This is a genomic window from Actinoplanes sp. CA-131856 (genome assembly GCF_050956135.1).
In the GTDB taxonomy this organism is placed as follows: domain Bacteria; phylum Actinomycetota; class Actinomycetes; order Mycobacteriales; family Micromonosporaceae; genus Actinoplanes.
Genome location: NZ_CP191849.1, coordinates 10415806 through 10440495, shown reverse-complemented (window position 1 = coordinate 10440495; position 24690 = coordinate 10415806). Strand labels below are relative to the sequence as shown.

The following is a 24690-nucleotide window of genomic DNA, read 5'->3' as shown; positions in this document are numbered from 1 at the left end:
CTCCCGGCAGCACGGGGCCGCACCTATCGGGCGAGGGTGCGGCCCCGTGCTTCACTTCCCGCCGGGTCAGGCGTCGCAGCGCGATTCGCCGGGTCTGGCCGCGCGGTCCTGGTTCGCGGCTCAGGCCGCGCGGTCGTGTTTCGCGGGTCAGGCTTTGCAGTTGTGCGAGCGGTTCCAGGCGCCGACGGTCGCGACCGGGCTCTTCTGGCCCTTCTCGCGCCAGGAGTCGAGGAAGGTGGCCGGCCAGATCACGCCGCGGCGGACCTTCCAGTCGCCGACCTTGGCGCACGGCGGCGAGATGCCGTAGTGCAGATGGCAGACGCCGTTGGCGTTACCGGTGTGGCCGACCTTGCCGAGCAGCTGGCCGGCGGTGACCCGGACGCCCTTGGTGATGCCGCTCTGGACCTTGCTCAGGTGCGACCCGTAATAGCGGACACCGTCGTCGCCGAGCAGCGACACCGACAGGCCGCCGTTGTTGGGCCCGTCCGGCGCCCCCTTGACGTACACGTCCTTGAGACTGATCTCCAGAACGACGCCGCTGGTCGTGGCCACCACCGGCTCGCCGCAGTCGGCGAAGATGTCGGTCGCCGGATATTTCGAGTGGGTCGGGTGGTAGTCGACATTTGACGCCTTGACCGGAAAGACGTATTTCACCGTCTTGGGGGCCGTGGTGGTCGGCGCTTTCGTCGCCGGTGTCGTGGCCGGGGCCGCGTCGGTGGGCGCGGGCCCCGAACTGGGCGCGGCCGCCACGGAAGGAACGGCCGCGTCGGCGCCCCCACTCGCGCTTGCCGTCACCTCGGGCTCGATGAACTGCGGCGTCGCGGACACCGGCGGCGAGCCGGAGACGCCGCCGCAACCGGCCAGGCAGACGGCCAGGACGGTCAAACCGGAGAGGGCACGGAACAAAGGCACCGAGCCATCCTGGCAGAAGTGCCCCCATCCTGCCGACCAGCCTGTGGACGACGGCGTCGCCTGTGGATAACCCGCTCGGCCCCGGTGAGGGTGGATAGGCTGGCATTCACCGGACGGCGCACCCCTCGCCGCCGGCGGCGAAGCGCCATGCTGGAGGTGAGCGGTGACCGACCCGAACGACCCGAACCCTCGTCCCGCCGAGCCGTCGCTTTCCGCGCCGCCACCGGCCGTGTACCAGCCGGCCGAGCCTTCGCCCGCTTATGCGGCGTCACCAGGGCCCTTCGGCTCCGCGCTGTCCGGCATTTCACCATCTGGCCCCGCGCCGTCCGGTCCCGGGCCGTCTGGTCCTGCGTCGTCCGCTCCCGGGCCGTCTGGTTCCGCGCCGTCTGGCCCTGCGCCGTTCGGTCCTTCGCCAGCTGGGCCTTATGCCGCGGGTCCCTACGGCGCGCCATCGCCGCCGCCTGGTTCGCTGGCCGCGCGTCCGCAGGCGCCTGGTGTGCCGGTCGGGCATCCGCAGGCGCCTGGTTCGCCGGTCGGGCATCTGCAGGCGTCTGGTTCGCCGGTCGGACATCCGCAGGCGCCTGGTTCGCTGGCGGCGCATCCGCAGGCGCACGTTCGCGGGTCCGGGCTCTTTCCGGGGCCGTCCCGGCCTACCTATCGCGAGCCTCATCCCGTCAATGCCGGGCCGCTGTTGGCCGGCATCGGGGCGGCCGCGCTGTGGATGGTGCTCTTCGGCACACTCGGCCGCGATCTCGCCAGTTATGCCTGGTGGACCATCGCGGCCGCGGTCAGTGCCTGGGCCGTCGCCTTCGTGTTGACGTACCTGGGTGACCGGGGTGTCGCCGTCGGAGTGGCCCTTGCCTCCGGGCTGGGGCTGTCGATTGCCGTGGCCTTCGTTGGCGGGCGGTGGATCACCACCCAGGACTGGCCCCTGTGGTGACCGCTTTTGCCCGATCTTGACCGGCTTGTCGGCGACCAAATGTGCCTTCGTGGTTGCGGTGCGCACTTGGCCTTGACGAACGGTTTGTGGTCGGCGAATCTCGGCTTCATGGCCCCCTCACCGCCCCGGCTCGACCCCGATCGGCGCCGCCGTCGTCTCGAGTTGCTGGCCGCCCTCGCGAGCGCGAAATCGGCCCGGGAGAGCACCCAGCCGCAAAGGCTCCGCCGGGCGCGCCTGAGGGAGCTCATCGCCATGCGTCGTCGCCTGGTGAACTGACGTTTGACCCGACTTCGCCCGCCGTCAAGGCGTGGCGCGCCGCACCTGCCGTTCTTCCCGCTACCGTCACTCGCTGAAGACATAAGTCGCGTGGGGGGAAACTTGTCGACATTCGCTGCCGCCGTCGCTCGGGGCAAGAACGGGTGGACGGCGTCCGAGCTGGACCTGACCGGTCTGGCCGACATCGACGAGGTCGTCGACGCGCTGCGGGACGTGGAGCCGGACGCCGACCTGACGTTGCTGTTCGTCGAGAGCGACGACCAGTACCTTGCCGTCCTGCGCCTCGACGAGGGTGAGGACCTGCGGGTCTTCGGCTCCGACTCGGCGTTCGTGGACGAGTCGCGGATCGGCTCGGTGCTCCTCGGCGAGATCGAGACGCCGCCGGCCCTGGAGATCGACGATCTCGCCGCCGGTGATGACGACGACGAGGACGACAAGCCGGCCGCCGATCCCGACGCCGACCCGGTCGGTGACGCCGACCTGCTCAACGACCTCGGCGTCAGCTCGCACCGGCTGCTCGCGCTCTGCGGCAAAGAGGGCATGCTGCCCTCCGACGTGACCGCCGAGATCTGCCAGCGGATCGGCTGCGGCGACGAGATGGAAGAGCTGCGCGAGGCGTGAGCCTGGCCATCTCGCCCCGGCACGTGTCGTGGATGCGGCGCGCGCTCGAGGTGGCCTCCGCCGCCGGCGACGACATTCCGGTGGGCGCGGTGGTCTACGACGCCGACGGCACGGAACTGGCCGTCGGCGTCAACGAGCGCGAAGCCAGTGGTGACCCGACCGCGCACGCCGAGATCCTGGCCCTGCGCCGGGCGGCCGAGCGGACGGGCAGTTGGCGGCTCAGCGGCTGCACGCTCGTGGTGACGTTGGAGCCGTGCACCATGTGCGCCGGAGCGCTCGTCCTGGCTCGGGTGTCCACGCTGGTGTTCGGGGCCTGGGAGCCGAAGACGGGTGCGGTCGGCTCGCTCTGGGACGTGGTGCGCGACCGCCGCCTCAACCACCGGCCCGAGGTGTACGCGGGGGTGCTCGAAAACGAGTGCTCCGCCCTGCTGCGAGGCTTCTTCGGCCGCGCCGGCGTTGAGGGCCGCGCGGGTGTTGAGGGCCGCGCCGGCGTTGAGGGCGGCGCGGGTGTTGAAGGCCGCGAGGACCGCGCTGGGCGTTGAGGGCGGCGAGGGCGTCGAAGGCCGCGCTCGGCGTTGAACGCGGCACGGGCGCTCGAAGATGCCGCGGAGGCTCCTCGCGCCGGCTCGGGTCTGCGCTTGGGTGGTGCTCACCGACGTACAGCTGGGAGCCGCGGCATCGCCGATGCCGCGGCAACCAGATCAGGCGGCGCCGGTGATCGCGGTCTCGAGACCGATTTTCACCATGTCGCCGAAGCCCTGCTCGCGCTGGGCCGAGTCCATCTTCGCGCCGGTCTTGATGTGATCGCTGACGGTCAGGATGGTCAGGGCCTTCGCCCCGTAGCGGGCGGCGATGGTGTAGATCGCGGCCGATTCCATCTCGACGGCGAGCACCCCGTAGTCGGCGAGCGCGTCGTAGAGGTCCGGACGGTCGGTGTAGAACGCGTCGGCGGCCAGGATCGGGCCGACGCGGATCGGGGTCCCCTGACGCTCGGCGACCTCGACCGCTGTGCGCAGCAGGCCGAAATCGGCCACCGGCGCGTAGTCGATGAGGCCGTCGAAGCGGGACCTGTTCATGTTGGAGTCGGTCGCCGAGCCGATGGCCGCGATCACGTCGCCCAGCTGGAGGTCCGGCGCCAGCGCGCCGCAGGAGCCGATGCGGATGACGGACTTCACGCCGTACTCGTTGATCAGCTCGTGTGTGTAGATCGACGCCGACGGCATGCCCATGCCGGAGCCCTGCACGGACACGCGGACGCCCTGATAGGTGCCGGTGAAACCGAGCATGCCGCGGACCTGGGTGTAGCACTTGGCGTCCTGCAGGAACGTCTCGGCGATCCACTTCGCTCGCATCGGGTCGCCGGGGAGCAGGACCCGCTCGGCGATGTCGCCCGGCTGCCCGCCGATGTGCACGCTCATCGGCGCGTCTCTTCTCGCTCGTTCATACCTCGGATACTGCCAGGTCGGGCCGGGTCTGCCCGGCAAAGGGGAACCCGATTTCGGGCCTCGATCGGCGTCGGGTAACGTACTTCCCGGTGGTGTGTCCGAGCGGCCTAAGGAGCACGCCTCGAAAGCGTGTGAGGGTGCAAGCCCTCCAAGGGTTCAAATCCCTTCACCACCGCCACTGACCCGGCGGCTCCCTGTGGAGCCGCCGGGTTTTTTGCGTCCCCGGGCTCCCGGCGTTGGTCACGCTGCGTGCTGATGAATCAGTTTCATGTACGGCGAGTGAGGGCCCCCGGGAGAGGCTTTTCCAAGATCAGGTATCGTGCACGTAACGACGCCGTTTCGGCCCTGGAGGGTCTTCGCCACGACCAGTGGCGATGACAGACCGTGATGACGGGGGAACGGCGCAAATACGGTGCCTGTTGCGCAAGTCACTAAGCCGAAAACTACCGGATCAGACAATGCGCTTTTAACCACCTGGTGAGAAAGTTTCACAAGATTGCCCAGCGCCGATACCTGTGAACTGTCCTAGATTTGACTCGTGAGAGTTGAGCATCACTGGTGGAATGGTGACGTCCGGCTCGCCCGCCGAGACGTCTACGTGCGCACCGACGGCGAGTTCTGGGAAGTCGAAGCTCAGATGGGCGGCCCGGACGGCAAGTCGAAGGTGCAGCAGTGCCCGGGTCGGGCTTCGGCCATGATCCTGGCCGACGCGTGGCGTGGCCCACGCTGGCAGTGGCGCAAGCTGTAAGGCGCCAGGAGCCGAGGCTGCGCCGCACCCGCTTGACATCACACGGCCAGCCGATCTTTTGAAATCGAGCCGGGCCCCTTTTTCGGGGTCCGGCTCGATTGCTTTCGTACGCACGCACTGCTTGTCCGACGACAATTAGTTGATCGCTTCTAGCCTGGGTTGCCCATCACCGCCAGAAAGCGATCCCCATGCAGGCCACAGTCACCGATCACCGCCCGGACGTCGCCGTTCTCCACATCAAGGGCGAGCTCGACGCGGATACCGCCGGCCAGCTCCACGGGATCCTCGCGGATCTGCTGGAGCGTCCCGTACCGAAGATTGTCGTCGACCTCTCCGACCTGAAGTTCTGCGACTCGGTCGGCCTGAGTGCCTTCATCACCAGCAAGCAGGTCATCTCCGCCCGCGGCGGGTGGCTGAGCTTCGCCGGCGCCAACCCGTTCCTCGTCCAGCTGCTCGAGACCGTCGGCCTCAGCCGCTACTTCGCCATCTTTCCCGAGGTCGACGACGCCATCGCGGCCGCGCAGCTCTGAGAGACGCCGAAGGGGCTGGACTCGATGAGTCCAGCCCCTTCGGCGTCTGCTGGCGGAGGATACGAGATTCGAACTCGTGAGGGGTTTCCCCCAACACGCTTTCCAAGCGTGCGCCCTAGGCCACTAGGCGAATCCTCCGTGGGCCAGAATACAGATGCCCCACGCGGGCGTCGCACGGGTCCCCGGCGCATCGCCCGGCGGGGTTGGGTAAGCTAGGGGCCAGCCTCTCGTGCGGCGTGCATCTCGTGAACCTCCCCAGGGCCGGAAGGCAGCAAGGATAAGCGGGCTCTGACGGGTGCACGGGAGGCCCTTTACGTTCTCGGGGCGCGACCCCGGCCACCCCAGCGGTACAGAGTTGGTTCTTGTCATACCCCCGACGGACAATGGCGCGGTCGTTGAGGAGGGGCTGGAGTGGCACTCGCGCTATACCGCAAGTACCGGCCGCGTACGTTCGCCGAGGTCATCGGGCAGGAGCATGTCACCGAGCCGTTGTCGCAGGCGCTGCGCAGCGGGCGGTTGCATCACGCCTACCTGTTCTCCGGGCCGCGTGGCTGTGGCAAGACGTCCAGCGCGCGCATCCTGGCCCGCTCGCTCAACTGTGAGCAGGGGCCCACGCCCGAGCCGTGCGGGGTCTGCGCGTCGTGCCGTTCGCTGGCCAACGACGGCGCCGGGTCGATCGACGTCATCGAGATCGACGCGGCCAGCCACGGTGGTGTCGACGACGCCCGTGAGCTGAGGGAAAAGGCGTTCTTCGCCCCGGCCAACAGCCGCTACAAGATCTACGTGATCGACGAGGCCCACATGGTCTCGTCGGCCGGCTTCAACGCGCTGCTCAAGCTCGTCGAGGAGCCGCCGGAGTACGTGAAGTTCATCTTCGCGACCACCGAGCCGGAAAAGGTGCTCGGCACGATCCGCTCCCGCACCCACCACTACCCGTTCCGGCTCATCCCGCCGGCGACGCTGAGGCCGTACCTCCAGCAGCTCACCGACGCCGAGGGCATCACTGTCGAGCCGGCGGTCTTCCCGCTCGTGGTGAGGGCCGGCGGCGGCAGCGCGCGCGACACCCTGTCGGTGCTCGACCAGCTGATCGCCGGCGCGGGCCCCGACGGAGTGTCCTACTCGCGGGCGGTCTCGCTGCTCGGCGTCACCGACGTCACGCTGCTCGACGAGATGTGCGACGCGATCGCGGCCGGCGACGGCGCGGCGGCGTACGCGACGATCGACCGGGTGGCCGAGGCCGGCCACGACCCGCGCCGGTTCGCGTCCGACCTGCTCGAGCGCTTCCGCGACCTGATCATCCTGCAACAGGTGCCCGACGCGGTGTCCAAGGGGCTGATCGACGGCCCGTCCGACCAGCTCGAGTCGATGAGCGCCCAGGCGGCCCGGCTCGGTCAGGCGACGTTGTCCCGCTGTGCCGACATCGTGCACAACGGCCTGGTCGAGATGCGGGGCACGACGGCGCCCCGGCTCCTCCTCGAGCTGATCACGGCCCGCATGCTGCTGCCCGGCGCCGACGACTCGACGGGCGCGCTGCTCCAGCGTCTGGAGCGCATGGAGCAGCGGGTTTCGCAGGGCGGTTTTTCGGCTGTACGTCCGGAGGACGCCCCCATAGCGGCCATCGCGGGCGCCCCGGCGGCCGCCGCGGAGCCGGACGCGGGTGTGGCCCCGAGCCTCGCCCCCACCGCCGGGGCCGGTGGAGGAGTCGGCGGCGGGTTGTCGGCGGCCCGCGCCGCCGCGAAGGCCGCCGCTCGGCGTTCGACCTCGCCCGGCCGGCCGGCCGCGCCCGCAGCGGCTCCTCCTTCTGCGGCTCCGGCTGCTGCCGCTCCTTCTTCTGGGGCCCCGACTCCGGCAGCCCCGGTTTCTGCGGCTCCGGTTTCTGCGGCCGCTGCCGCTCCGGCGGCGGTCCCTGTGCCGCCTGCCGGCCTGACATCGACGGGCTCGGGTGCCGCCTCAGGCTCTGAGGTCGTTACTCCTGCCGCTGGTGTGTCGGCGGCGGCTCCTTCCGCGCCTGTTTCGGCCGGGTCCGTCCCGGCTTCCCCGGGGCAGGCGCCGGGCGGCTCTTCGGCTGCCGAGCCCGACTGGAACGAGGTGGCAGGCGGCGGGTCCGGCGCGAAGGCGGAGCACTACGACGACGAGCCGCCGTGGGACGACGAGTCCGATATGCCTGAGCCGGCCTCGGCCCCGGCCGCTCCGGCGCCGGCCCGGCCGCAGCCAGGCGACACCGCTCGTCCGCAGCCAGGCGACGCCGCTCGTCCGCAGGTAGGCGACGTCGCTCGTCCGCAGCGGGTGGAGCCGGCCTCCGAGCAGCGGGGTGAACCCGCGGTCGAGCTGCCGCCCGCTCCTGAGCGCCGGAGTGAACCGGCGGGAGTGTTGCCGGACGCGCCCGAAGAGCCGGGGGCCGCGGCGGTCGAGGCTGTGGCGGCCGGGCCGGGGCAGCCGACGGCCGAGGAGATTCGGCAGGCGTGGCACGACATTCTCGAAGAGGTGAAGAAGCAGCCGGGCGGCAAGGTGCTCCGGGCGGCGGCGATCAATGCCACGGTTCGGTCGGTGGACGGGCAGAGCGTCCTTCTCACGGTTGCCGCCGGGTCGCTTCAGCAGCGGATCGCCCAGGGGGCGCCGCTGATCGCCAACGCGCTGTACGAGGTCTTCGGCAGCCGCTGGGAAGTGCGCTGCGAGATCGCCGGCGAGGGCGGCGCGACCCAGGTCGCTCCGCCGCGCGGCGGACGGCCGCCGGCTCGCAACGACGGTGGTGGACAGGCACAGCGTCCGGCTGTCGCCGCTCAGCGGTCCGCGCCGGCGGCTCAGCCGGCGGCGGCCGCTCGCGAGCCGCAGAACAGGCGTCAGGCCGCGGCCGCTCCCGCCCCGTCCGACGACGATTGGCCAGAGCCGGTCAAACCGGGCGGCTTAGCGCCCCCGCCGCCGTCCACGGAGGTGGCGGACGACAACGACTGGCCCGAGGTCAGCCCGATCGGCCTGCAAGCGGCGAACACTCCGCCGGAACACGCTGGCCTCGCCACTGAGATGAGTGCTGTCCCCGGTCCGTCCGCCGTGACGGCGAGCCCGCCGCCAAGCCTTTCGGGGGCAGGTGCGAGCCCGGCTACTGGGCTTTCTTCGGCGGGTGCGAGCCCTGCTGCCGGGGTTTCGGAGGCGGGTCTGAGCCCGTCTGCCGGCCCTTCGGTCGTTGCGGCGAGCCCGACATCCGGTTCCTCTGTGGCGGGGGCGAGCCCGGCGTCTGGCTCTTCTGTCGCGGCCGACAGTTCAAGTGATTGGCCTGGCGTTGCGGCGGTGGGCTCGGCCGAGTCATCGGTGGCGCCATCAGCGCCGGCTCCCGAGGTGGGGCAGCCGGCCGTCCGGTCGCTGGGGAGCGGCGTAGACGACGCCAACGGCTGGGGCGATGACGACAGCGGCAGCCGCCGAGCAGCGGACACAGCCGCTTCCAGCTCGACCGGCGAAGGGCCCAGCGCCGTGGGGGCCGCCGGGCCGAGTGCGGCTTCGGCCGTTTCGGACGGAGCGGCCATCAGTGCGGCTCAAGGCGCTGTGGCGGGGTCGGCCGCTTCTGGTGAGGCTGGTGGTGCGGCGATCAGTGCGGCGCAAGGTGCTGTGGCGGGGTCGGCCGCTTCCGGTGAGGCTGGGGGCGGGGGGATCAGTGCGGCTCGGGCGGCCGCGGCGGCCGCTCGGGCTGGGGGATCCAGTGCGGCCCCGGCCGATGTGCCGGTGGGTGGTGGGTCCGGTGCGGGTGGGCCGGGGGCTGCCACCGTGGCCCGGAGCTCGGGCGCGGGGGCCGGACTTGCGGCGGCTCGGGCCGCTGCGGCGGGGGCCGGGCGGGCGGCGGCCGGTGGGGCTCGGGGCGGAGCCGCTCGTACGGCGCCGGCCAAGCAGGCCTGGTCTGATGGGTCGCCCACCGAGGAGGCTCCCTACGACCCGGAGTTCGACGGGCCGCCCAAGGGCGGTGGTGGGGGCGCGCCCAGCTTCGAGGGTTTCGATCCTGGTGACGAGCCGCTCGACGAGGTGCTCGACGAGAAGACCGCTCGGGAGAGTGGTGAGCAGATGGCCTTCCGTCTCCTCAAGGAGGCGCTGGGGGCCGAGAAGATCGGCGAGAGCTGACACCGCTGTGGCGCGTGGGGCCGGCGGTACGGGGCGGCTACGCTGGGCGGCGGTTACCCGGCGGTCCTGTCGGTTATTGACGGGTGTCGGGTTTTGACAGGTAGTGCGACGGGACTTTGAGGAGCGGTGCGATGCGCCCCGGTGGACAGCCGAACATGCAGCAGATCATGAAGCAGGCGCAGAAGATGCAGCAGCAGGTCGCTCAGGCGCAGGCCGAGCTGGCCGCGGCCGAGCTGACCGGCACGGCCGGCGGTGGGCTGGTCTCCGTCGTCATCACGGGGCTGGGCGAGTTCAAGTCGGTGAAGATCGACCCCAAGGCCGTGGACCCGGAGGACGTGGAGACGCTGGAGGACCTGATCCTCGCCGCCATCCACAACGCCGCCGAGGCGCAGCGGGAGCTCACCGAGGAAAAGATGGGCCCGGCCACCGGTGGCCTGAGCCTGCCCGGGTTCTGATCGCGTGTACGAGGGTGCCATCCAGGACCTGATCGACGAGCTGGGGCGCCTGCCGGGCGTCGGCCCGAAAAGCGCCCAGCGGATCGCCTTCCACGTCCTCTCCGCCGACCCGGCCGACGTCAACCGGCTCTCCACCGCCCTGCGCAAGGTGAAAGAGCTGGTGCGCTTCTGCACGACCTGTTTCAACGTGGCCGAGTCCGAGCAGTGCCGGGTCTGCCGGGACCCTCGCCGCACCAACGAGGTCCTCTGCGTCGTCGAGGAACCCAAGGACGTCGTGGCCATCGAGCGGACCGGCGAGTTCCGGGGTCGCTACCACGTGCTCGGCGGGGCCATCAACCCGCTCGAGGGCATCGGGCCGGACAACCTGCGCATCCGCGAGCTGCTGATGAGGCTGGGTACGGGCGAGGTGAAGGAGTTGATCCTCGCCACAGACCCGAACACCGAGGGTGAGGCCACCGCCACCTATCTGGCACTGATGGTCAAGCCGATGGGGATTACTGTCACACGATTGGCAAGCGGTTTGCCGGTTGGTGGTGACCTGGAGTATGCGGACGAGATCACTCTCGGTCGCGCTTTTGAGGGCCGTAGAGCCGTATGACCACACATAACGTGATCGTATGATCACGGGCCGATAGCATTTTGGTCCGGAATCGCTCCTTGTTGCCCTTCTACACGGTAGTTTCCGATTGGTCGGCGCCGCAGGTCACGGTCACATCACGACGGGGACACGGAACTATTCGTGTGCGGTCAGTGAACTTGACCTGAAGCACCGCATTAGGTGAGTGTTCCTATCCGATGGCGGCACACCCGCCGTCGAGTGCCTTCGTGGCCGGAGTCTGATCTGACCCGGGCGACGAGGGTAGGCACTCGAGGCATGCGATAACCGATCGGTTGCCGTTCGCTGCGTGGGCCATCGTCCTCCGGTCTCACGGGTCCTCGCCGGACCCTGTGCCGGGTGGCCGTGGACTCATGCACGTCCGGCCGCCGGGGAAGGACCGGCGCTTAGATGTCGCTTGGCCCAGAGGCGTCGGTCACCGACGAAACGACCCCGCCTACCGCCGACGCGGCCGACCGCCCTGGCGAGAAGGCGATCGCCGGACGATCGCTGAAGCAGATCGCCTGGCGTCGCCTGAAGAAGGACAAGGTGGCGATCGCCGGCGCGTGCGTCGTCATCTTCCTGATCGTCGTGGCGATCCTGGCCCCGCTCCTGATCAAGTGGATCGGTCATCCGACCGATGAGTACCACAACGACTTGATCGATCCGACGCTGGGAACACCGAAGGGCGCGCTCGGCGGCATCAGCTGGGACTACCTGCTCGGTGTCGAGCCGGAGAGTGGCCGGGACATCTTCAGCCGCATCATCTACGGCGCGCAGACCACCCTCACGGTGGCGTTCCTGTCGGCCTTCGTCTCCACCATCATCGGCACCATCTTCGGCCTGGCCGCGGGCTTCCTCGGTGGCTGGGTCGACTCGGTGATCAGCCGCATCATGGACTTCCTGCTGGCCTTCCCCCAGCTGCTCTTCGCGATCGCCCTTCTCTCCGTGCTCCCGGACGAGTTCGCCGGGCTCGGGCCGCGATGGTCGCGGGTGGTGGTGCTGATCGGCGTCATCGGCTTCTTCGGCTGGCCGTACATCGGCCGCATCGTCCGGGGCCAGACGCTGTCCCTGCGTGAGCGCGAGTTCGTCGAGGCGTCCCGCAGCCTGGGCGCCCGCTCGGGCCGCATCCTCTTCCGCGAGCTTCTGCCCAACCTGGCCGCGCCGATCCTCGTCTACACGACGCTGATCATCCCGACCAACATCCTGACCGAGGCCGCGTTGAGCTTCCTCGGCGTCGGTATCCCGCCGCCCAACCCGTCCTGGGGCGGCATGCTGTCGGCCGCGGTCCGGTGGTACTCGATCGACCCGATGTTCATGATCGTTCCGGGTTCCGTCATCTTCATCACCGTGCTCGCCTTCAACCTGTTCGGTGACGGCCTGCGCGACGCACTCGACCCGAAGGCTCGCTGAGTCTTCCGGACGAAGTACCACCGCGGACCGGCCGGGTTCGCATTCGAGAAGGTAGGAGATCAGGTGGCACGCAAGACAAGGGCGCTGGCGGCGTCAGGCGTCGCCCTCGCGCTCGGGCTGACCACCGCCGCGTGCGGTGGCGGCTCGGACAGCAATAGCAGCAGCAGCACGGACGGCAAGTCGGAGTTCAACGCTGCGACCACCAGCGTGGTCAACGCCGGCGACAAAAAGGGCGGCACGCTGAACCTGTGGTCGTCGCAGGACGCCGACAGCTGGGACCCGGCGCGTGGCTACTACGCATTCGTCTGGAACCTCAACCGTCTCTACACCCGCAAGCTGGTGGACTACTCCGCCAAGCCGGGCAAGGACGGCCTGAAGCTCCAGCCCGACCTGGCCGAGTCCGAGCCGACGATCAGCGCCGACAAGCTGAAGTACACCTTCAAGCTGCGCAGCGGCCTGAAGTGGGACGACGGCACCCCGATCACGTCGAAGGACGTGAAGTACGGCATCGAGCGCGTCTGGGCGACCGACGTGATCTCCGGTGGCCCGTACTACCTGCCGAACATCCTCGACCAGGGCCAGAAGTACCCCGGCCCGTACAAGGACACCGACCCCAACAAGCTGGGTCTGAAGTCGGTCACCACGCCGGACGACCAGACGATCGAGTTCAAGCTCGAGAAGCCGTACTCGGACTTCCTCTACCTGCTGGCCATGCCGGGCTCGGGCCCGGTGCCGCAGAAGCGGGACACCGGTGCGCAGTACGGCTCGAAGCCGGCCGCCTCCGGTCCGTACATGTTCAAGGAGATCAAGCCGGGCAAGAGCATCTCCTGGGTCCGTAACCCCAACTGGGACCAGGCGACCGACCCGATCCGCAAGGCTCTGCCGGACGCGATCAACCTGACGATCACCACGAACGCCGATGACCTCGACAGCCGCCTGCTCTCGGGCACGGCTGACCTCGACGTCGGCCAGACCGGTGTCCAGGCGGCGGCCCGTACCAAGCTGCTGACCGACGCCAACCTGAAGAAGAACGCGGACGCCCCGAACACCGGCTTCCTCCGCTTCGCCGACTTCACGCCGGTCGCCCCGCTGAACAACCCCGACTGCCGCAAGGCCGTCATCTACGCGGCCGACCCGACGTCGATCCAGACCGCTCGCGGTGGCGAGTTCGCCGGTGGCGACATCGGCACCAGCATCCTGCCGCCGAACATCGCCGGCTCGGACGCGAACTACGACCCGTACAACCGCAAGCAGGGCAAGCCGCAGCTCGACAAGGCCAAGGAGGCCCTCGCCGCCTGTGGTCAGCCGAACGGCTTCAACGTGACGATCGCCGCCCGTAACAACCGGGCCGCCGAGGTCAAGACCGCCGAGGCGCTGCAGGCCGCGCTCAAGGAAGCCGGCATCACCGCCAAGATCGATCAGTACGACGGTGCGCAGGACTCCTCGATCGGCGGTTCGCCGGAGATCGTGAAGAAGCGCGGCTACGGCATCATCATCACCGGTTGGGGTGCTGACTACCCGACCGGCGCCGGTTACATGCAGCCGCTGGCCGACAGCCGGTTCATCACGAAGAACGGTAACTTCAACCGTTCCGAGATCAAGGACCCGGCGATCGACAAGCTGTTCGACGACGCCGCTGCCGAGACAGACCCGGACAAGGCCGCCGCGATCTACAGCCAGATCAACCAGAAAGTCATGGAGGGCGCGTACGTGCTGCCCTTCGTGGTCGACAAGGCGCTCAACTACCGCAACCCGCGGCTGACCAACGCCTATGTTCACGAGGCCTTCGGCATGCTCGACTTCCAGGCCCTCGGCACCAGCGACGGCAAGTGACTGAGGGTTATTCAGGACATACCTTGAGTTGCAGGTCGCCGCAGGTCAGTGGTCAGATCTCCACCGTCCTGAATAATCCTCACTGCTCCACCCCAGTAACAACGGGTAATTCGAAGGGTTGGTGAAGGCCGCCCCCGGTGGGTGGGTATCAGAGTCCGCGAGGACTTCGGTGCCCACCCACTCCTCGGCCGAATGTCGTGCTGGCATACATCGTTCGTCGCGTGATCAACGCGATCATCACGCTGCTCGTGGTGACCGCGGTCACCTTCGGCATCTTCTTCGCGATTCCGAAGGCCACCGGTAGTGACCCGGCGCTGCTCTATATCGGTAAGCAGTCGGACCCGGCGGCGATCGAGGGCATTCGGCAGAAGATGGGGTTCGACGACCCCATCTACGTGCAATACGGCAAGTTCCTCAAGGGCATCGTGGCCGGCCGGGACTACGCCAACGGCCCCGACGTCACCCACTGCCCGGCGCCGTGCCTCGGCTACTCGTTCGCGACCGACCAGGAAGTCACTCCGCTGCTGCTGGAGGACATCCCGGTCACCCTGTCGCTGGCTCTCGGCGCCGCGGTCCTCTGGCTCGCCATCGGCATCTCCTTCGGCGTGATCTCAGCACTCCGAAGAGGTTCGTTCGTCGATCGGGCCGCTATGACCACCGCGTTAGCGGGTGTTTCGCTACCGGTCTACTTCACCGGTCTGCTGTCTTCGGCGATCTTCGTCTACTGGCTGGGCTGGCTCCCACAGGGCCAATACGTGCCGTTCACGGAGAATCCCGGCGACTGGTTCGTCAACCTGATCCTGCCGTGGATCACGCTCGCCTTCCTGTTCGCGGCGACGTATGCGCGACTCACCAGGGCCAACATGTTGGAGACCCTGGGTGAGGACTACGTGCGTACGGCCCGGGCCAAGGGTTTGACCGAGCGTGTCGTCATCGGCAAGCACGCCCTCCGGTCGGGTCTGACCCCGATCGTCACCGTCTTCGGCCTCGACCTCGGCGCGCTGCTCGGCGGCGCCGTCCTGACCGAGACGGTCTTCAACCTCCGCGGCCTCGGTTACCAGGCTCTGCAGGCCATCAACCAGAACGACCTGCCGATCATCCTCGGTGTAACGTTGATCGCCGCGTTCTTCATCGTCTTCGCGAACCTGATCGTGGACCTGGTCTACGGCTGGATCGACCCGCGCGTCCGGCTGGCCTGAGGGAGAGTCACGTGTCCATCGGCGCCACCAACGCCCGCCCGTTCCTCGAGATCAAAGATCTCAACGTCCGGTTCGAGACCGACGACGGCATCGTGCAGGCCGTCACCGGTTCGACGTTCAGCTTGGAGAAGGGACAGACCCTCGGCATCGTGGGTGAGTCCGGCTCCGGCAAGAGCGTGACCTCGCTGGCCGTGCTCGGTCTGCACCGCACCCGGAGCAACGCGAAGGTGTCCGGCGAGATCTGGCTCGACGACAAGGAACTCGTCACCGCCACCGACGAGGAGGTCCGCAAGCTCCGCGGCGGCAAGATGTCGATGATCTTCCAGGACCCGCTGAGCGCGATGCACCCGTACTTCACGGTCGGCTCGCAGATCGTCGAGGCCTACCGGGTGCACCACCCCGGCGTGAACAAGAAGGTCGCCCGCGAGCGGGCCATCGACATGCTGGCCCGGGTCGGCATCCCGCAGCCGGAGCGGCGCTTCAACGACTACGCGCACCAGTTCTCGGGCGGCATGCGGCAGCGCGCCATGATCGCGATGGCGCTGGTCAACGACCCGGCCCTGCTGATCGCCGACGAGCCGACCACCGCGCTCGACGTGACAGTTCAGGCGCAGATCCTCGACCTGATCCGTGACCTGCAGGAGGAGTTCGGCTCCGCGGTCATCATGATCACCCACGACCTCGGCGTGGTGGCCGAGCTCGCCGACGAGGTGCTGGTCATGTACGGCGGCAAGGTGATCGAGAAGGGGCCGGCGGTCGACGTCTTCCAGCAGCCCCAGCACCCGTACACCTGGGGTCTTCTCGGCTCCATGCCGCGCCTCGACCGCGAGGTCCGCGACCGGCTCAACCCGGTCAAGGGCACGCCCCCCAGCCTGATCAACCTGCCGGACGGCTGCGCCTTCAACCCGCGCTGCCCGTACGCGGGACGCAACGGCAACCGGTCCTTCACCGAGGTGCCGGAGCTTCGCGGCGACATCCACAAGGTCGCCTGTCACCTGCCGGCGGAAGAGCGCACCAAGATCTTCCAGCAGGAAGTGCTACCCAATCTCTGAGCATGGAGTGATTTAGATGAGCGAGAACCTGCTCGAGGTGAAGGGGCTGGAGAAGCACTTCCCGATCACAAAGGGCCTGTTCAAGCGCCAGGTCGGCGCCGTGCGAGCGGTCGACGGCATCGATCTCGAGGTCCGCTCGGGCGAGACGCTGGGCCTGGTCGGCGAGTCCGGCTGCGGCAAGTCGACCACCGGCCGGCTCTTCACCCGCATCCTGGAACCGACCGGTGGCACGATCACCTTCGAGGGTGAGGACATCAGCCACAAGTCGGTGACCCAGCTGCGGCCGCTGCGCCGCGACGTACAGATGATCTTCCAGGACCCGTACTCGTCGCTGAACCCGCGGCACACGGTCGGTTCGATCGTCTCGGCGCCGCTGCAGATCCAGAACATCCCCACCCCGCAGGGCCTCAAGAAGGCCGTGCAGGAGCTGCTGGAGCTGGTCGGCCTCAACCCGGAGCACTACAACCGCTATCCGCACGAGTTCTCCGGCGGTCAGCGCCAGCGCATCGGCATCGCCCGGGCGCTCGCCCTGCGGCCCAAGCTGATCATCGCGGACGAGCCGGTCTCGGCCCTCGACGTGTCGATCCAGGCCCAGGTGGTCAACCTGCTGGACGACCTTCAGCGCGAGTTCGACCTGACGTACGTCTTCATCGCGCACGACCTGTCCGTGGTGCGCCACATCTCGGACCGCGTCGCCGTGATGTACCTCGGCAAGGTCGTCGAGGTGGCGGAGCGGGACGACCTCTACAAGAACCCGCGTCACCCGTACACCGTGGCCCTGATGTCGGCCGTTCCGGTGCCCGACCCGGTCCGCCGTGACCGCGCCCAGCGCGACCGCGTGCTGCTCACCGGCGACGTGCCGAGCCCGATCAACCCGCCGTCGGGTTGCCGCTTCCGCACGCGCTGCTGGAAGGCGCAGGACATCTGCGCCACCGAGGAGCCGCCGCTGGTCACGCGGCTCGACGACCCGGCCAGCCACCTCACCGCCTGCCACTTCCCGGTGGTCGACGACGAGGCCGTCGCGGGTCGCCGTCCGGCGGCTTCCAACGCCTGATTCAGACGTACGGCAAAGGGCCGCCCCCGGCGAGGGAGCGGCCCTTTCCCGTTGCCGCTAGTAGCGGTCGACCTTCTCGCAGTTGCCGATCGCGTCGCCGAGATCCGCGATGCAGTGGTCGCCCACTCCGTCGCCCGCGTTGACGTGGTCGTCCTTGTCGTAGTCGTTCGTATTGATCCGGTCGTTGCCGGCGTCGCCGTAGAAGTAGTTCAGACCGTCGCCGGCGGTGAGGTTGTCGTTGCCGCCGCTGCCGCGGATGACGTTGTTGCCGCCGTCGCCGTCCAGGTTGTTGGCGGCCGCGTTGCCGGTGATCCGGTCGTTGCCGTAGCCCCCGTGGACATCTTCCACATCGGCGCCGACAGTGTCGCGCTCCCCGGCCTGCCCGTCGTCGCCGGCGGAGCCGTCCAGGTCGATGGTGAGCGGCCGCGTGTAGCCGCCGTAGTTCACGGTGTCGCGGCCCGGGCCGCCGAGCAAGGTGTCCGGGGACACCGGGTACATGTCGATCTGATCGTCGCCGTAGAGCATGTCGTTGCCGGCGGCGCCGCTGACGTAGTCACGTCCCGCACCGCCGCCGAGGACGTCGTCGCCCGCGCCACCCGCGACCACATCGTTGCCCTGGCCGCCACTGAGCCAGTCCCGCCGGGGCGTGCCGATCAGCCGGTCGTTGCCGGACCCGCCGCTGATGCCCTCGACCGACGCGCTGATCGAGTCACGCTCGCCGGCCCGGCCGTCGTCACCGCGTACGCCGTCGGCGTCGGCGACGATCGGCTTGCTGAGCATCTCGTAGCTCAGGAAGTCGAGCCCGGGACCCCCGGTGTAGGAGTCCGCGTCCGGTGCTCCCGACTCGTCCTCCTGGCGGATGTGGTCGTCACCGGCGCCGGCGTCGTAGATGTCGTTGCCCAGGTCGGCGTAGAGCATGTCACCGCCCGTGCCGCCGTACACCCGGTCGGTCCCGTGACCGTCGTCCAGGACATCACGGCCGTTGCCGCCGTACAGGGTGTCGTTTCCCTCGTCGCCACGGACGACATCGTCGCCGTCGCCACCCGAGAGGGCGTCGTTACCGGCTCTGCCCTCAATGGTGTCGTGACCGCCCAGGCCCCAGATCGCGTCGTTGCCGGCGCCCCCTTCCAGCAGGTCGGCCCGCGAGCCGCCGGTGAGCCGGTCGGCGCCCGCACCACCCCGAGCGGTGATGGCGATATCGGTCCGGTTGACCAGTGTGTCGTTCTTGGGGCCGAACTGGACCCGGATCCGGGACGGGTTGACCTTGAGGGCGCAGCGGACCTTCGTGCCGTCGACCTTGGCGCAGCCGGCGCCGGCCGTGATCCCCACGACGTCGTCCACGGTGATCGTGCGGCCCGAGCGGGTGATCGACACGTTGTGGGCCCGGCCCGAGTTGTCGACCATGGCCACGACCGACTTGTCCACGACGTACACGGTGCCCTTGGCGGCCGCGTCGGCCGGGAGGGCGACCACCACCGTCGCCGCCACAGCGGCGCCGCCGAGGACGGTGGCCGCGACCCGCTTCGTCAGCTTCACGACGCCTCGCAGTACAGGACGGTGTCGCCGCTGCCGCGCTCGCACTGGTCGGTGCCGACGCCGCCGTTGACCGAGTCGCGGCCCGTGCCGCCGATCAGGAGGTCGTTGCCGGCGTAGCCGTTGATGACGTCGTTGCCGGCCTCGCCGTAGAGGTAGTCGGCGCGCGCCGTGCCGATCAGCCGGTCGTTGCCGGAGCCGCCCATGATGGCCTCGACCGAGGTGCCGATCGTGTCGCGCTCGCCCGGCACGCCGTCGTCGCCGCGCACCGCGTCGGCGTCCGCCGTCACCGGCTTGCTGCGGAAGACGTACGAGACCGTGTCGAAGCCGGCACCACCCACGAAGGCGTCGGCGTCGGCCCGGTCCGGGTTGTCGTTCTGGGAGAAGTGGTCGTTGCCGGCGCCGCCGTCCTCGATGTCGTTGCCGAGGAAGCCGTTGAGCTCGTCGTTGCCGTTGCCGCCGTACAGCCGGTCGTTGCCCCAGCCACCGATGAGCACGTCGTTGCCGTCACCGCCGGACAGGGCGTTGGCGCCGTCCGGGTCGCTGATGTCGTCGTTGCCGCCCAGGCCCCAGATCGCGTCCGACCCGGCGTTGCCGTCGATGATGTCGCGCTTGGGCCCGCCGGTGATCCGGTCGTTGCCGGCCCCGCCGTTCGCGGTCATCGACAGGTCGGTCCGGTTGACCAGGATGTCGTTGTAGCCGCCCAGGACCACGCGGAGCCAGGTCGGATTGACCTTGAGGGTGCAGCGGGCCTTCGTACGGTCACCGCTGACCGCGGCGCAGCCCTTGCCGGCCTTGACCGGCACGGAGTCGTCGACCGTCACCGTGCGGCCGGAGCGAGTGATGCTGACGTTGTGGCGGGCCGTGCCGAGCTCGGCCACGTAGGCCACGATGCTGGACCGCTCGACGGAGACGGTGCCGATGTAGGTGGCGGCCTGGGCCGGCACCGCGATGGCGCCGACGGAGAGGACGGCCGCCGCGGGGACAAGGATGCGGGCCGGCCGGGGGAAGCGACGCATGTGCACCTCTGGATGCGAAGAGGGGAAAGGAGGGCGGCCCCGTGTGGGACCGCCCTCCTCAGTGAGAAAACTCAGCGTCAGCCGAGCACGTCTTCCTTGGCGCGGATCGCGTCCACGTCGAGGGACGGCCGGTTCTTGTTGCCCTTGGCGGACAGGTCGCTGGAGATCTGCTCGCAGCTGATGAACTTGTCGCCGTCGTAGTCCTGCGAGCAGAAGTCGGTGCCCGCGGCGCCGTTCAGGGTGTCGACACCCGACTCGCCGGCCAGGTAGTCGTTACCGGCGCCGGCGCCGATCACGTCGTTGCCGGGACCACCGAGCAGGAAGTCGGTGCGGGCCGTGCCGACCAGCACGTCGTTGCCGGCGCCGCCGAGGATGGCCTCGATCGTGCCGCTGATGGTGTCCTTCTCGCCGGCCGCGCCGTCGTCACCCTTGACGCCGTCGGCGTCGGCCCGGATGCCCTTGGTGCGGTAGTCGATGCTGTAGTCGACCGCGTCCTCGCCGGCCCCACCGATGAGGACGTCGGCGTCGGTGCCCGGCGCGTACTGCAGGAGCTGCAGGAAGATGTCGTCGCCGTTGCCACCGTCCTCGACGTCGCCGCCGGCCTGGCCGCCCAGGACGTCGTCGCCGTTCGAGCCGTAGAGGCGGTCGGCGCCGGCCGCACCGTCGAGGATGTCGTCGCCGTTGCCGCCCGAGAGGGCGTCGTTGCCGTTGCCGCCGACGATCGTGTCGTTGCCGTCCTGGCCCCAGATGGCGTCGACGCCGTCGTTGCCCTGAAGGCTGTCGGCCTTCGGGCCACCGTAGATCTTGTCGTTCCCGGCGCCCCCCGCGACCGTCGAGCTGAGATCGGTCTTGTTCAGGAAACTGTCGTTCCCGTCGAGCAGGCTCGCGATGATCCAGGTCGGCTTGACCTTGAGGGTGCAGCGGATCTTCGTCTTGTCGCCCTTGACCGCGCCACAGCCGGCGCCGGCCTTGATGGCGGTGGTGGTGTCGTCGACCGTGATGGTGTTGCCGGAGCGGGTGACGATCACCTGGTTGGTGCGGCCGGCGGCGGCGACGTACTGCACGCGGCTGCCGTTGACGACCTTGACGACGCCGGCGGCGGTCGCCGCGTCGGCCGGGATGGCCAGCCAGCCGACGGCCGCGACGCCGATGGCGCCGACCGTGACGACCGCGGCGCGCGCGGGCTTCTTGCCGATCTTCATGGGGTCTCCTTGGAGCATCCGCGTTGCGAGGCTCCGAGAGCATAGGACGGTACGGACCCGTTCTGCTGCCCCGTACCGGCCGTGAAGATCAGCCTTCCGGACGATTTAGGATGCCCGATACGACGATGTGGATCGCTTCGGCGTCGGCCGGGTCCTTGAGCGTGGCCTTGGCCCCGGTCACCGTGTACCACTCATCGGCGTCCTTGTACTGGACCCGGACCACCGCATCGGCGCCGGTCAGCTCGGTGTGCAGGGTCAGGTCGCCGGTCACGACGCCGACCTCGTCGGTCATCACCCCACCGGGGCCGGCGACGATATCGGTAGTGAGCTCGGGCATCAGCACTTCCTCAACATGTCGTCGAGCGCGGACTTCTCCTTGTCGGTGACCGTGAGTTTCCACTTGGTCTTCACGGCGATCCAGTCTTGCGCATATTCGCACCAACTGCTGGTTTCGGACGGTTTCCAGGTCGACGGGTCCTGGTCGCCCTTGGACCGGTTCGAGCTGGCCGACACCGCGATCAGCTGCGGGTCGTCCAGGTCGTTGGCGAAGTCGCCGCGCTGGGCGGTCGTCCACTTCGAGGCGCCCGACCGCCAGGCGTTGGCCAGCGGCACCATGTGGTCGATGTCGACCTTGGTCGGCGAGTTGAGGACCTGACCGTCGTAGAAGCTGGTCCACGTGCCGGCGACGACGTTGCATCCGGAGAACTTGACGTTCTTGCCGTCCCGCTTGAGCACCGAGTCGCGCACGTCGCAGTTCGAGCCGGTGTCACGCCAGTGCGGGAACTTCTCGCGGCTGTAGCCGGCCATCGAGCCCGCCTTGGCCACGGTCAGCTTGTCGAGCTGGGCCGAGGCGGTCTTGCTGGAACCGGGCTTCGACGTCGGCCCGGAATCGGAGCCGGGGGAGACGGAGACGGGCTCGCAGGCGGTCAGGGCGAGAAGGGCGGTGGCCAGAATGAGTGGAATGCGAGTCGACACATGTCCCACAGTAGAAGCCGGGGCGCCACGGCACACGGCCGCGGCACCCCGGAAGTGATCAGCGGGCGCGGTTGACGGCGCTGTTCACGGCCTTGATCGAGGCGCTCACGATGTTCTCGTCGATGCCGACGCCCCACACCGTGCGGTCACCGACCTCGACCTCGACGTACGCCGCGGCCTGGGCGTCGCCGCCGGAGGTCAGCGCGTGCTCCTGATAGTCGAGGACCCGGGCCTTGACGCCCAGCGGCTCGATCGCCTGCACGAAGGCGTCGATCGGCCCGTTGCCGACGCCGACCAGCGGTCGCCGCTGGCCGCGGTGGAAGACCTCGACGTCGACCTCGACCTTGCCGTCCACTGTCGAGGTGCGGAAGTCGACGACCTTGAAGGCGGAGCCGAGCTGGTGCTCGACCAGATATTCGGCGGCGAAGATGTCCCACATCTCCTGCGCGCTGACCTCGCCGCCCTCTTCGTCGGTGTGGTGCTGCACGACGCCGGAGAACTCGATCTGCAGCCGCCGCGGCATGTCGAGCTTGTGCTCTTCCTTCATGATGTACGCCACGCCGCCCTTGCCGGACTGCGAGTTGACCCGGATGACGGCCTCGTAGCTGCGGCCCACGTCCTTGGGGTCGATCGGCAGGTAGGGCACGCCCCAGGTGAACTTGTCGATCTCGACACCGGCCTGGTCGGCGTCGGCCTGCAGCGCCGCGAAGCCCTTCTTGATCGCATCCTGGTGCGAGCCCGAGAAGGCCGTGTAGACCAGATCGCCCACGTACGGGTGACGCTCGTGCACGGGCAGCTGGTTGCAATATTCGACGGCGCGCTTGACCTCGTCGATGTCCGAGAAATTGATCATCGGGTCGATGCCCTGCGAGAACAGGTTGAGGCCCAGCGTGACCAGGTCGACGTTGCCGGTGCGCTCGCCGTTGCCGAACAGGCAGCCCTCGATGCGGTCGGCCCCGGCCAGCAGGCCCAGCTCGGCCGCGGCGACCGCGGTGCCGCGGTCGTTGTGCGGGTGCAGCGACAGCACCACCGACTCGCGGCGGGGCAGGTTGCGGTGCATCCACTCGATCGAGTCGGCGTAGACGTTCGGGGTGGCCATCTCGACGGTGGCGGGCAGGTTGATGATCAGCGGGCGGGCCGGCGTGGGGTCGATCACGTCGATCACGGCCGAGCAGATCTCCAGCGCGTACTCCAGCTCGGTGCCCGTGTAGGACTCCGGCGAGTACTCGTAGAAGATCTCGGTGTCCGGGGTGTGGATCTCGGCGTACTTCTGGCAGAGCCGCGCGCCGGTGGTGGCGATGTCGGTGATGCCGTCCTTGTCCAGGCCGAAGACGACGCGGCGCTGGAGCGTAGAGGTCGAGTTGTAGAAGTGCACGATCGCGCGCTTGGCGCCGCGGATCGACTCGAAGGTGCGGTCGATCAGGTGCTCACGGCACTGCACCAGCACCTGGATGGTGACGTCGTCGGGGATCAGGTCCTGCTCGATGAGCTGGCGGACGAAGTCGTAGTCGGTCTGGCTGGCGGCCGGGAAGCCGACCTCGATCTCCTTGTAGCCCATCTGGACCAGCAGCATGAACATGCGCCGCTTGCGCTCGGGGGACATCGGGTCGATCAGGGCCTGGTTGCCGTCGCGCAGGTCGACCGCGCACCAGCGCGGAGCGGCCTCGACGTGCTTGGCCGGCCATTGCCGGTCGGTCAGATCAACGGCGAATTGCTTCTGGTACGGCACGTAGCGCTCGAACGGCATCGTGCTGGCACGCTGCGACGCGAAGGGACTGGACTCGGACATGTGGAACTGCTCCTAAGAGGGCGAGGCGAGGAAGGCGGCGCGCGTCAACTCCGCGACGAGGTGCCGGCCTGGGATGGGGCCTCGTCGCGGCAGCGAAGAAGAAGGAACGCCTGCCACATGTCGATTGCGACGTTACGCGCTCGGCAACAGCGTGGCCAGCAAGACGCCCGGATCGTGGGAAGTCACGCCGAGGGCGCGAGCGAGGGCTGGGTCACCTGCGGGTTCACCGGCGGCGGCGCGTCCTGGCCCAGCGGCGGCCCGGCGGTGACGGCTCCCGGCAGCTGCACGGTGGCCGGTCCGGTCGACTCGCTGACCATCTTGAGCACGCCGAAGCCGACCCGGGCCGCCGTCAGCACGCCGTCGGGCGTGTAGCAGTAGATGCCGATGTCGACCGGGTCGGCCAGCGACGCGGCGGTCGAGTCGACCGAGAAGCAGTCGCCCTTGGCGCCGGCCAGCGGCTGCACCTCGGTCACCGCGATCGCCGCCTGCCGGTCGGTGAACACGCTCAGCCACTGCCGGAACAGGCGCTGCACCTCGAGGTCGTAGTCCTCGGGGACCCGCTTGCCCGGCGCGGCCAGCTTGACGCAGGTCGGGGTGATCGGGTTGGTGGCCGACGAGATGGTGCACTGATAGACGCCGGTGGAGATCGAGACCAGCGACACGTCGGCCGTGCCACCGAGCGCCCCGCCGCCGACGTCCACCTTCCACGTGCCGTCGGCGCCGACCGTGGCGACCACGTTGCGCACCTTTCCGCCGCCCTGGTCCAGCGTGTAGAGCGCCGCATAGGCCTTGTCCATGGCGGCGGCGGCCCGGCCGGCCAGCGCGACCCGGGCGTCCGGCGCGCCGGTGGCCGGTGGCGCCGAGGCCGGCGTCGTGGGTGTGGTGGTGCCGCCCGCGGCGTCACTGCACGCGCCGATGGCCGTCACGAGGAGGACGGCGGCGGACAGAGGCATCAAGCGAGGGCGCACCGAGACATTCTCGCCTCCAACGGCCGT

At 69.1% G+C, this 24690-nt stretch carries 22 protein-coding genes, 2 tRNA genes, 1 other RNA gene and 1 pseudogene; 16 read left to right on the top strand and 10 right to left on the bottom strand.

All coding sequences use genetic code 11. The features are described from left to right. Positions 1-147: 147 nt before the first annotated feature. On the bottom strand, positions 148-912 hold the full coding sequence (locus tag ACQP2X_RS48130; protein ID WP_498692973.1) for a M23 family metallopeptidase: 765 nt from the start codon (positions 910-912) through the stop codon (positions 148-150). A gap of 589 nt (positions 913-1501) precedes the next feature. Between ACQP2X_RS48130 and ACQP2X_RS48125 the strand changes: the two genes are divergently transcribed. The 4 genes and pseudogenes from ACQP2X_RS48125 to ACQP2X_RS48110 form a co-directional block, all read left to right on the top strand. Further along, positions 1502-1852, top strand: a complete 351-nt coding sequence (locus ACQP2X_RS48125; protein ID WP_498701301.1) for a hypothetical protein — start codon at positions 1502-1504, stop codon at positions 1850-1852. Positions 1853-1960: 108 nt separating this feature from the next. Beyond that, the gene (locus ACQP2X_RS48120; protein ID WP_364664503.1) at positions 1961-2128 is read left to right on the top strand and encodes a hypothetical protein; all 168 of its coding nucleotides are present in this window, start codon (positions 1961-1963) and stop codon (positions 2126-2128) included. A gap of 102 nt (positions 2129-2230) precedes the next feature. After that, on the top strand, positions 2231-2749 hold the full coding sequence (locus ACQP2X_RS48115) for a tRNA adenosine deaminase-associated protein (protein WP_498692971.1): 519 nt from the start codon (positions 2231-2233) through the stop codon (positions 2747-2749). Between the two features lie 32 nt (positions 2750-2781). Continuing rightward, positions 2782-3192: pseudogene (locus ACQP2X_RS48110) on the top strand (nucleoside deaminase); the annotation flags it as partial. 258 nt (positions 3193-3450) lie between these two features. On the opposite strand, the gene deoD reads toward ACQP2X_RS48110, so the two are convergent. Then, a complete protein-coding gene (gene deoD, locus ACQP2X_RS48105; RefSeq protein WP_364664509.1) occupies positions 3451-4167 on the bottom strand; it encodes a purine-nucleoside phosphorylase in 717 nt (238 codons plus the stop codon). A gap of 115 nt (positions 4168-4282) precedes the next feature. Here deoD and ACQP2X_RS48100 point away from each other — a divergent pair. The 3 genes from ACQP2X_RS48100 (at position 4283) to ACQP2X_RS48090 (ending at position 5472) form a co-directional block, all read left to right on the top strand. Next, a tRNA-Ser gene (locus tag ACQP2X_RS48100) sits at positions 4283-4372 on the top strand. 360 nt (positions 4373-4732) lie between these two features. Further along, a complete protein-coding gene (locus ACQP2X_RS48095) occupies positions 4733-4942 on the top strand; it encodes a hypothetical protein (protein ID WP_097317499.1) in 210 nt (69 codons plus the stop codon). Positions 4943-5130: 188 nt separating this feature from the next. Next, positions 5131-5472 carry an STAS domain-containing protein gene (locus ACQP2X_RS48090; RefSeq protein ID WP_498692969.1) on the top strand — a complete coding sequence of 114 codons (342 nt, stop codon included), beginning with the start codon at positions 5131-5133 and terminating at the stop codon, positions 5470-5472. Between the two features lie 50 nt (positions 5473-5522). Here ACQP2X_RS48090 and ACQP2X_RS48085 read toward each other — a convergent pair. After that, positions 5523-5610, bottom strand: a tRNA-Ser gene (locus ACQP2X_RS48085). Positions 5611-5691: 81 nt separating this feature from the next. On the opposite strand from ACQP2X_RS48085, the gene ffs reads away from it, so the two are divergent. From ffs to ACQP2X_RS48040, 9 genes are all read left to right on the top strand, one after another. Next, positions 5692-5786, top strand: an RNA gene (gene ffs, locus ACQP2X_RS48080) — signal recognition particle sRNA small type. Positions 5787-5883: 97 nt separating this feature from the next. Continuing rightward, positions 5884-9576 (top strand): DNA polymerase III subunit gamma and tau, encoded by a 3693-nt coding sequence (locus tag ACQP2X_RS48075; RefSeq protein ID WP_498692967.1) that lies wholly within the window; start codon positions 5884-5886, stop codon positions 9574-9576. Positions 9577-9731: 155 nt separating this feature from the next. Further along, positions 9732-10031: a YbaB/EbfC family nucleoid-associated protein gene (locus ACQP2X_RS48070; protein WP_239168885.1), complete on the top strand. Its 300-nt coding sequence runs from the start codon at positions 9732-9734 to the stop codon at positions 10029-10031. A 4-nt stretch (positions 10032-10035) separates the two neighbouring features. Continuing rightward, positions 10036-10629 carry a recombination mediator RecR gene (recR, locus tag ACQP2X_RS48065; protein ID WP_498655913.1) on the top strand — a complete coding sequence of 198 codons (594 nt, stop codon included), beginning with the start codon at positions 10036-10038 and terminating at the stop codon, positions 10627-10629. Positions 10630-11037: 408 nt separating this feature from the next. Further along, positions 11038-12039 carry an ABC transporter permease gene (locus tag ACQP2X_RS48060; protein ID WP_498692966.1) on the top strand — a complete coding sequence of 334 codons (1002 nt, stop codon included), beginning with the start codon at positions 11038-11040 and terminating at the stop codon, positions 12037-12039. Positions 12040-12102: 63 nt separating this feature from the next. Then, positions 12103-13872, top strand: a complete 1770-nt coding sequence (locus ACQP2X_RS48055; protein ID WP_498692964.1) for an ABC transporter substrate-binding protein — start codon at positions 12103-12105, stop codon at positions 13870-13872. 197 nt (positions 13873-14069) lie between these two features. After that, positions 14070-15071 (top strand): ABC transporter permease, encoded by a 1002-nt coding sequence (locus ACQP2X_RS48050; RefSeq protein WP_498692960.1) that lies wholly within the window; start codon positions 14070-14072, stop codon positions 15069-15071. Between the two features lie 11 nt (positions 15072-15082). Then, positions 15083-16123, top strand: a complete 1041-nt coding sequence (locus ACQP2X_RS48045) for an ABC transporter ATP-binding protein (RefSeq protein ID WP_498692956.1) — start codon at positions 15083-15085, stop codon at positions 16121-16123. 16 nt (positions 16124-16139) lie between these two features. Continuing rightward, entirely contained in the window at positions 16140-17177 is a 1038-nt protein-coding gene (locus tag ACQP2X_RS48040; protein WP_498692954.1) for an ABC transporter ATP-binding protein, read from the top strand. Positions 17178-17234: 57 nt separating this feature from the next. On the opposite strand, the gene ACQP2X_RS48035 is transcribed toward ACQP2X_RS48040, so the two are convergent. From ACQP2X_RS48035 to ACQP2X_RS48005, 7 genes are all read right to left on the bottom strand, one after another. Then, positions 17235-18713, bottom strand: coding sequence for a calcium-binding protein (locus tag ACQP2X_RS48035; RefSeq protein ID WP_498692951.1), 1479 nt, complete (start codon positions 18711-18713; stop codon positions 17235-17237). Next, complete coding sequence (locus ACQP2X_RS48030; protein WP_498692949.1) at positions 18710-19729, bottom strand: calcium-binding protein; 1020 nt, start codon at positions 19727-19729, stop codon at positions 18710-18712. Before ACQP2X_RS48030 ends, ACQP2X_RS48035 begins: the two co-directional genes overlap by 4 nt. Before the next feature lie 77 nt (positions 19730-19806). Then, on the bottom strand, positions 19807-20931 hold the full coding sequence (locus tag ACQP2X_RS48025; RefSeq protein WP_498692948.1) for a calcium-binding protein: 1125 nt from the start codon (positions 20929-20931) through the stop codon (positions 19807-19809). A gap of 88 nt (positions 20932-21019) precedes the next feature. Further along, on the bottom strand, positions 21020-21268 hold the full coding sequence (locus ACQP2X_RS48020) for a hypothetical protein (RefSeq protein ID WP_498701299.1): 249 nt from the start codon (positions 21266-21268) through the stop codon (positions 21020-21022). Further along, complete coding sequence (locus ACQP2X_RS48015) at positions 21268-21906, bottom strand: HNH endonuclease family protein (protein ID WP_498692946.1); 639 nt, start codon at positions 21904-21906, stop codon at positions 21268-21270. The genes ACQP2X_RS48020 and ACQP2X_RS48015 overlap by 1 nt, the downstream gene beginning before the upstream one ends. A gap of 58 nt (positions 21907-21964) precedes the next feature. Continuing rightward, on the bottom strand, positions 21965-23695 hold the full coding sequence (gene leuA, locus ACQP2X_RS48010) for a 2-isopropylmalate synthase (RefSeq protein WP_498692945.1): 1731 nt from the start codon (positions 23693-23695) through the stop codon (positions 21965-21967). 182 nt (positions 23696-23877) lie between these two features. Continuing rightward, the gene (locus ACQP2X_RS48005; protein WP_498692944.1) at positions 23878-24648 is read right to left on the bottom strand and encodes a hypothetical protein; all 771 of its coding nucleotides are present in this window, start codon (positions 24646-24648) and stop codon (positions 23878-23880) included. Positions 24649-24690 lie beyond the last annotated feature (42 nt).

Coding starts and splice junctions, on each gene's coding strand:
- deoD (WP_364664509.1), bottom strand. CDS start 4,167: ATGAGCGTGCACATCGGCGGGCAGCCGGGCGACATCGCCGAGCGGGTC.
- ACQP2X_RS48040 (WP_498692954.1), top strand. CDS start 16,140: ATGAGCGAGAACCTGCTCGAGGTGAAGGGGCTGGAGAAGCACTTCCCG.
- ACQP2X_RS48005 (WP_498692944.1), bottom strand. CDS start 24,648: ATGCCTCTGTCCGCCGCCGTCCTCCTCGTGACGGCCATCGGCGCGTGC.
- ACQP2X_RS48120 (WP_364664503.1), top strand. CDS start 1,961: ATGGCCCCCTCACCGCCCCGGCTCGACCCCGATCGGCGCCGCCGTCGT.
- ACQP2X_RS48070 (WP_239168885.1), top strand. CDS start 9,732: ATGCAGCAGATCATGAAGCAGGCGCAGAAGATGCAGCAGCAGGTCGCT.
- leuA (WP_498692945.1), bottom strand. CDS start 23,695: ATGTCCGAGTCCAGTCCCTTCGCGTCGCAGCGTGCCAGCACGATGCCG.
- ACQP2X_RS48020 (WP_498701299.1), bottom strand. CDS start 21,268: ATGCCCGAGCTCACTACCGATATCGTCGCCGGCCCCGGTGGGGTGATG.
- ACQP2X_RS48030 (WP_498692949.1), bottom strand. CDS start 19,729: ATGCGTCGCTTCCCCCGGCCGGCCCGCATCCTTGTCCCCGCGGCGGCC.
- ACQP2X_RS48025 (WP_498692948.1), bottom strand. CDS start 20,931: ATGAAGATCGGCAAGAAGCCCGCGCGCGCCGCGGTCGTCACGGTCGGC.
- ACQP2X_RS48090 (WP_498692969.1), top strand. CDS start 5,131: ATGCAGGCCACAGTCACCGATCACCGCCCGGACGTCGCCGTTCTCCAC.
- ACQP2X_RS48060 (WP_498692966.1), top strand. CDS start 11,038: ATGTCGCTTGGCCCAGAGGCGTCGGTCACCGACGAAACGACCCCGCCT.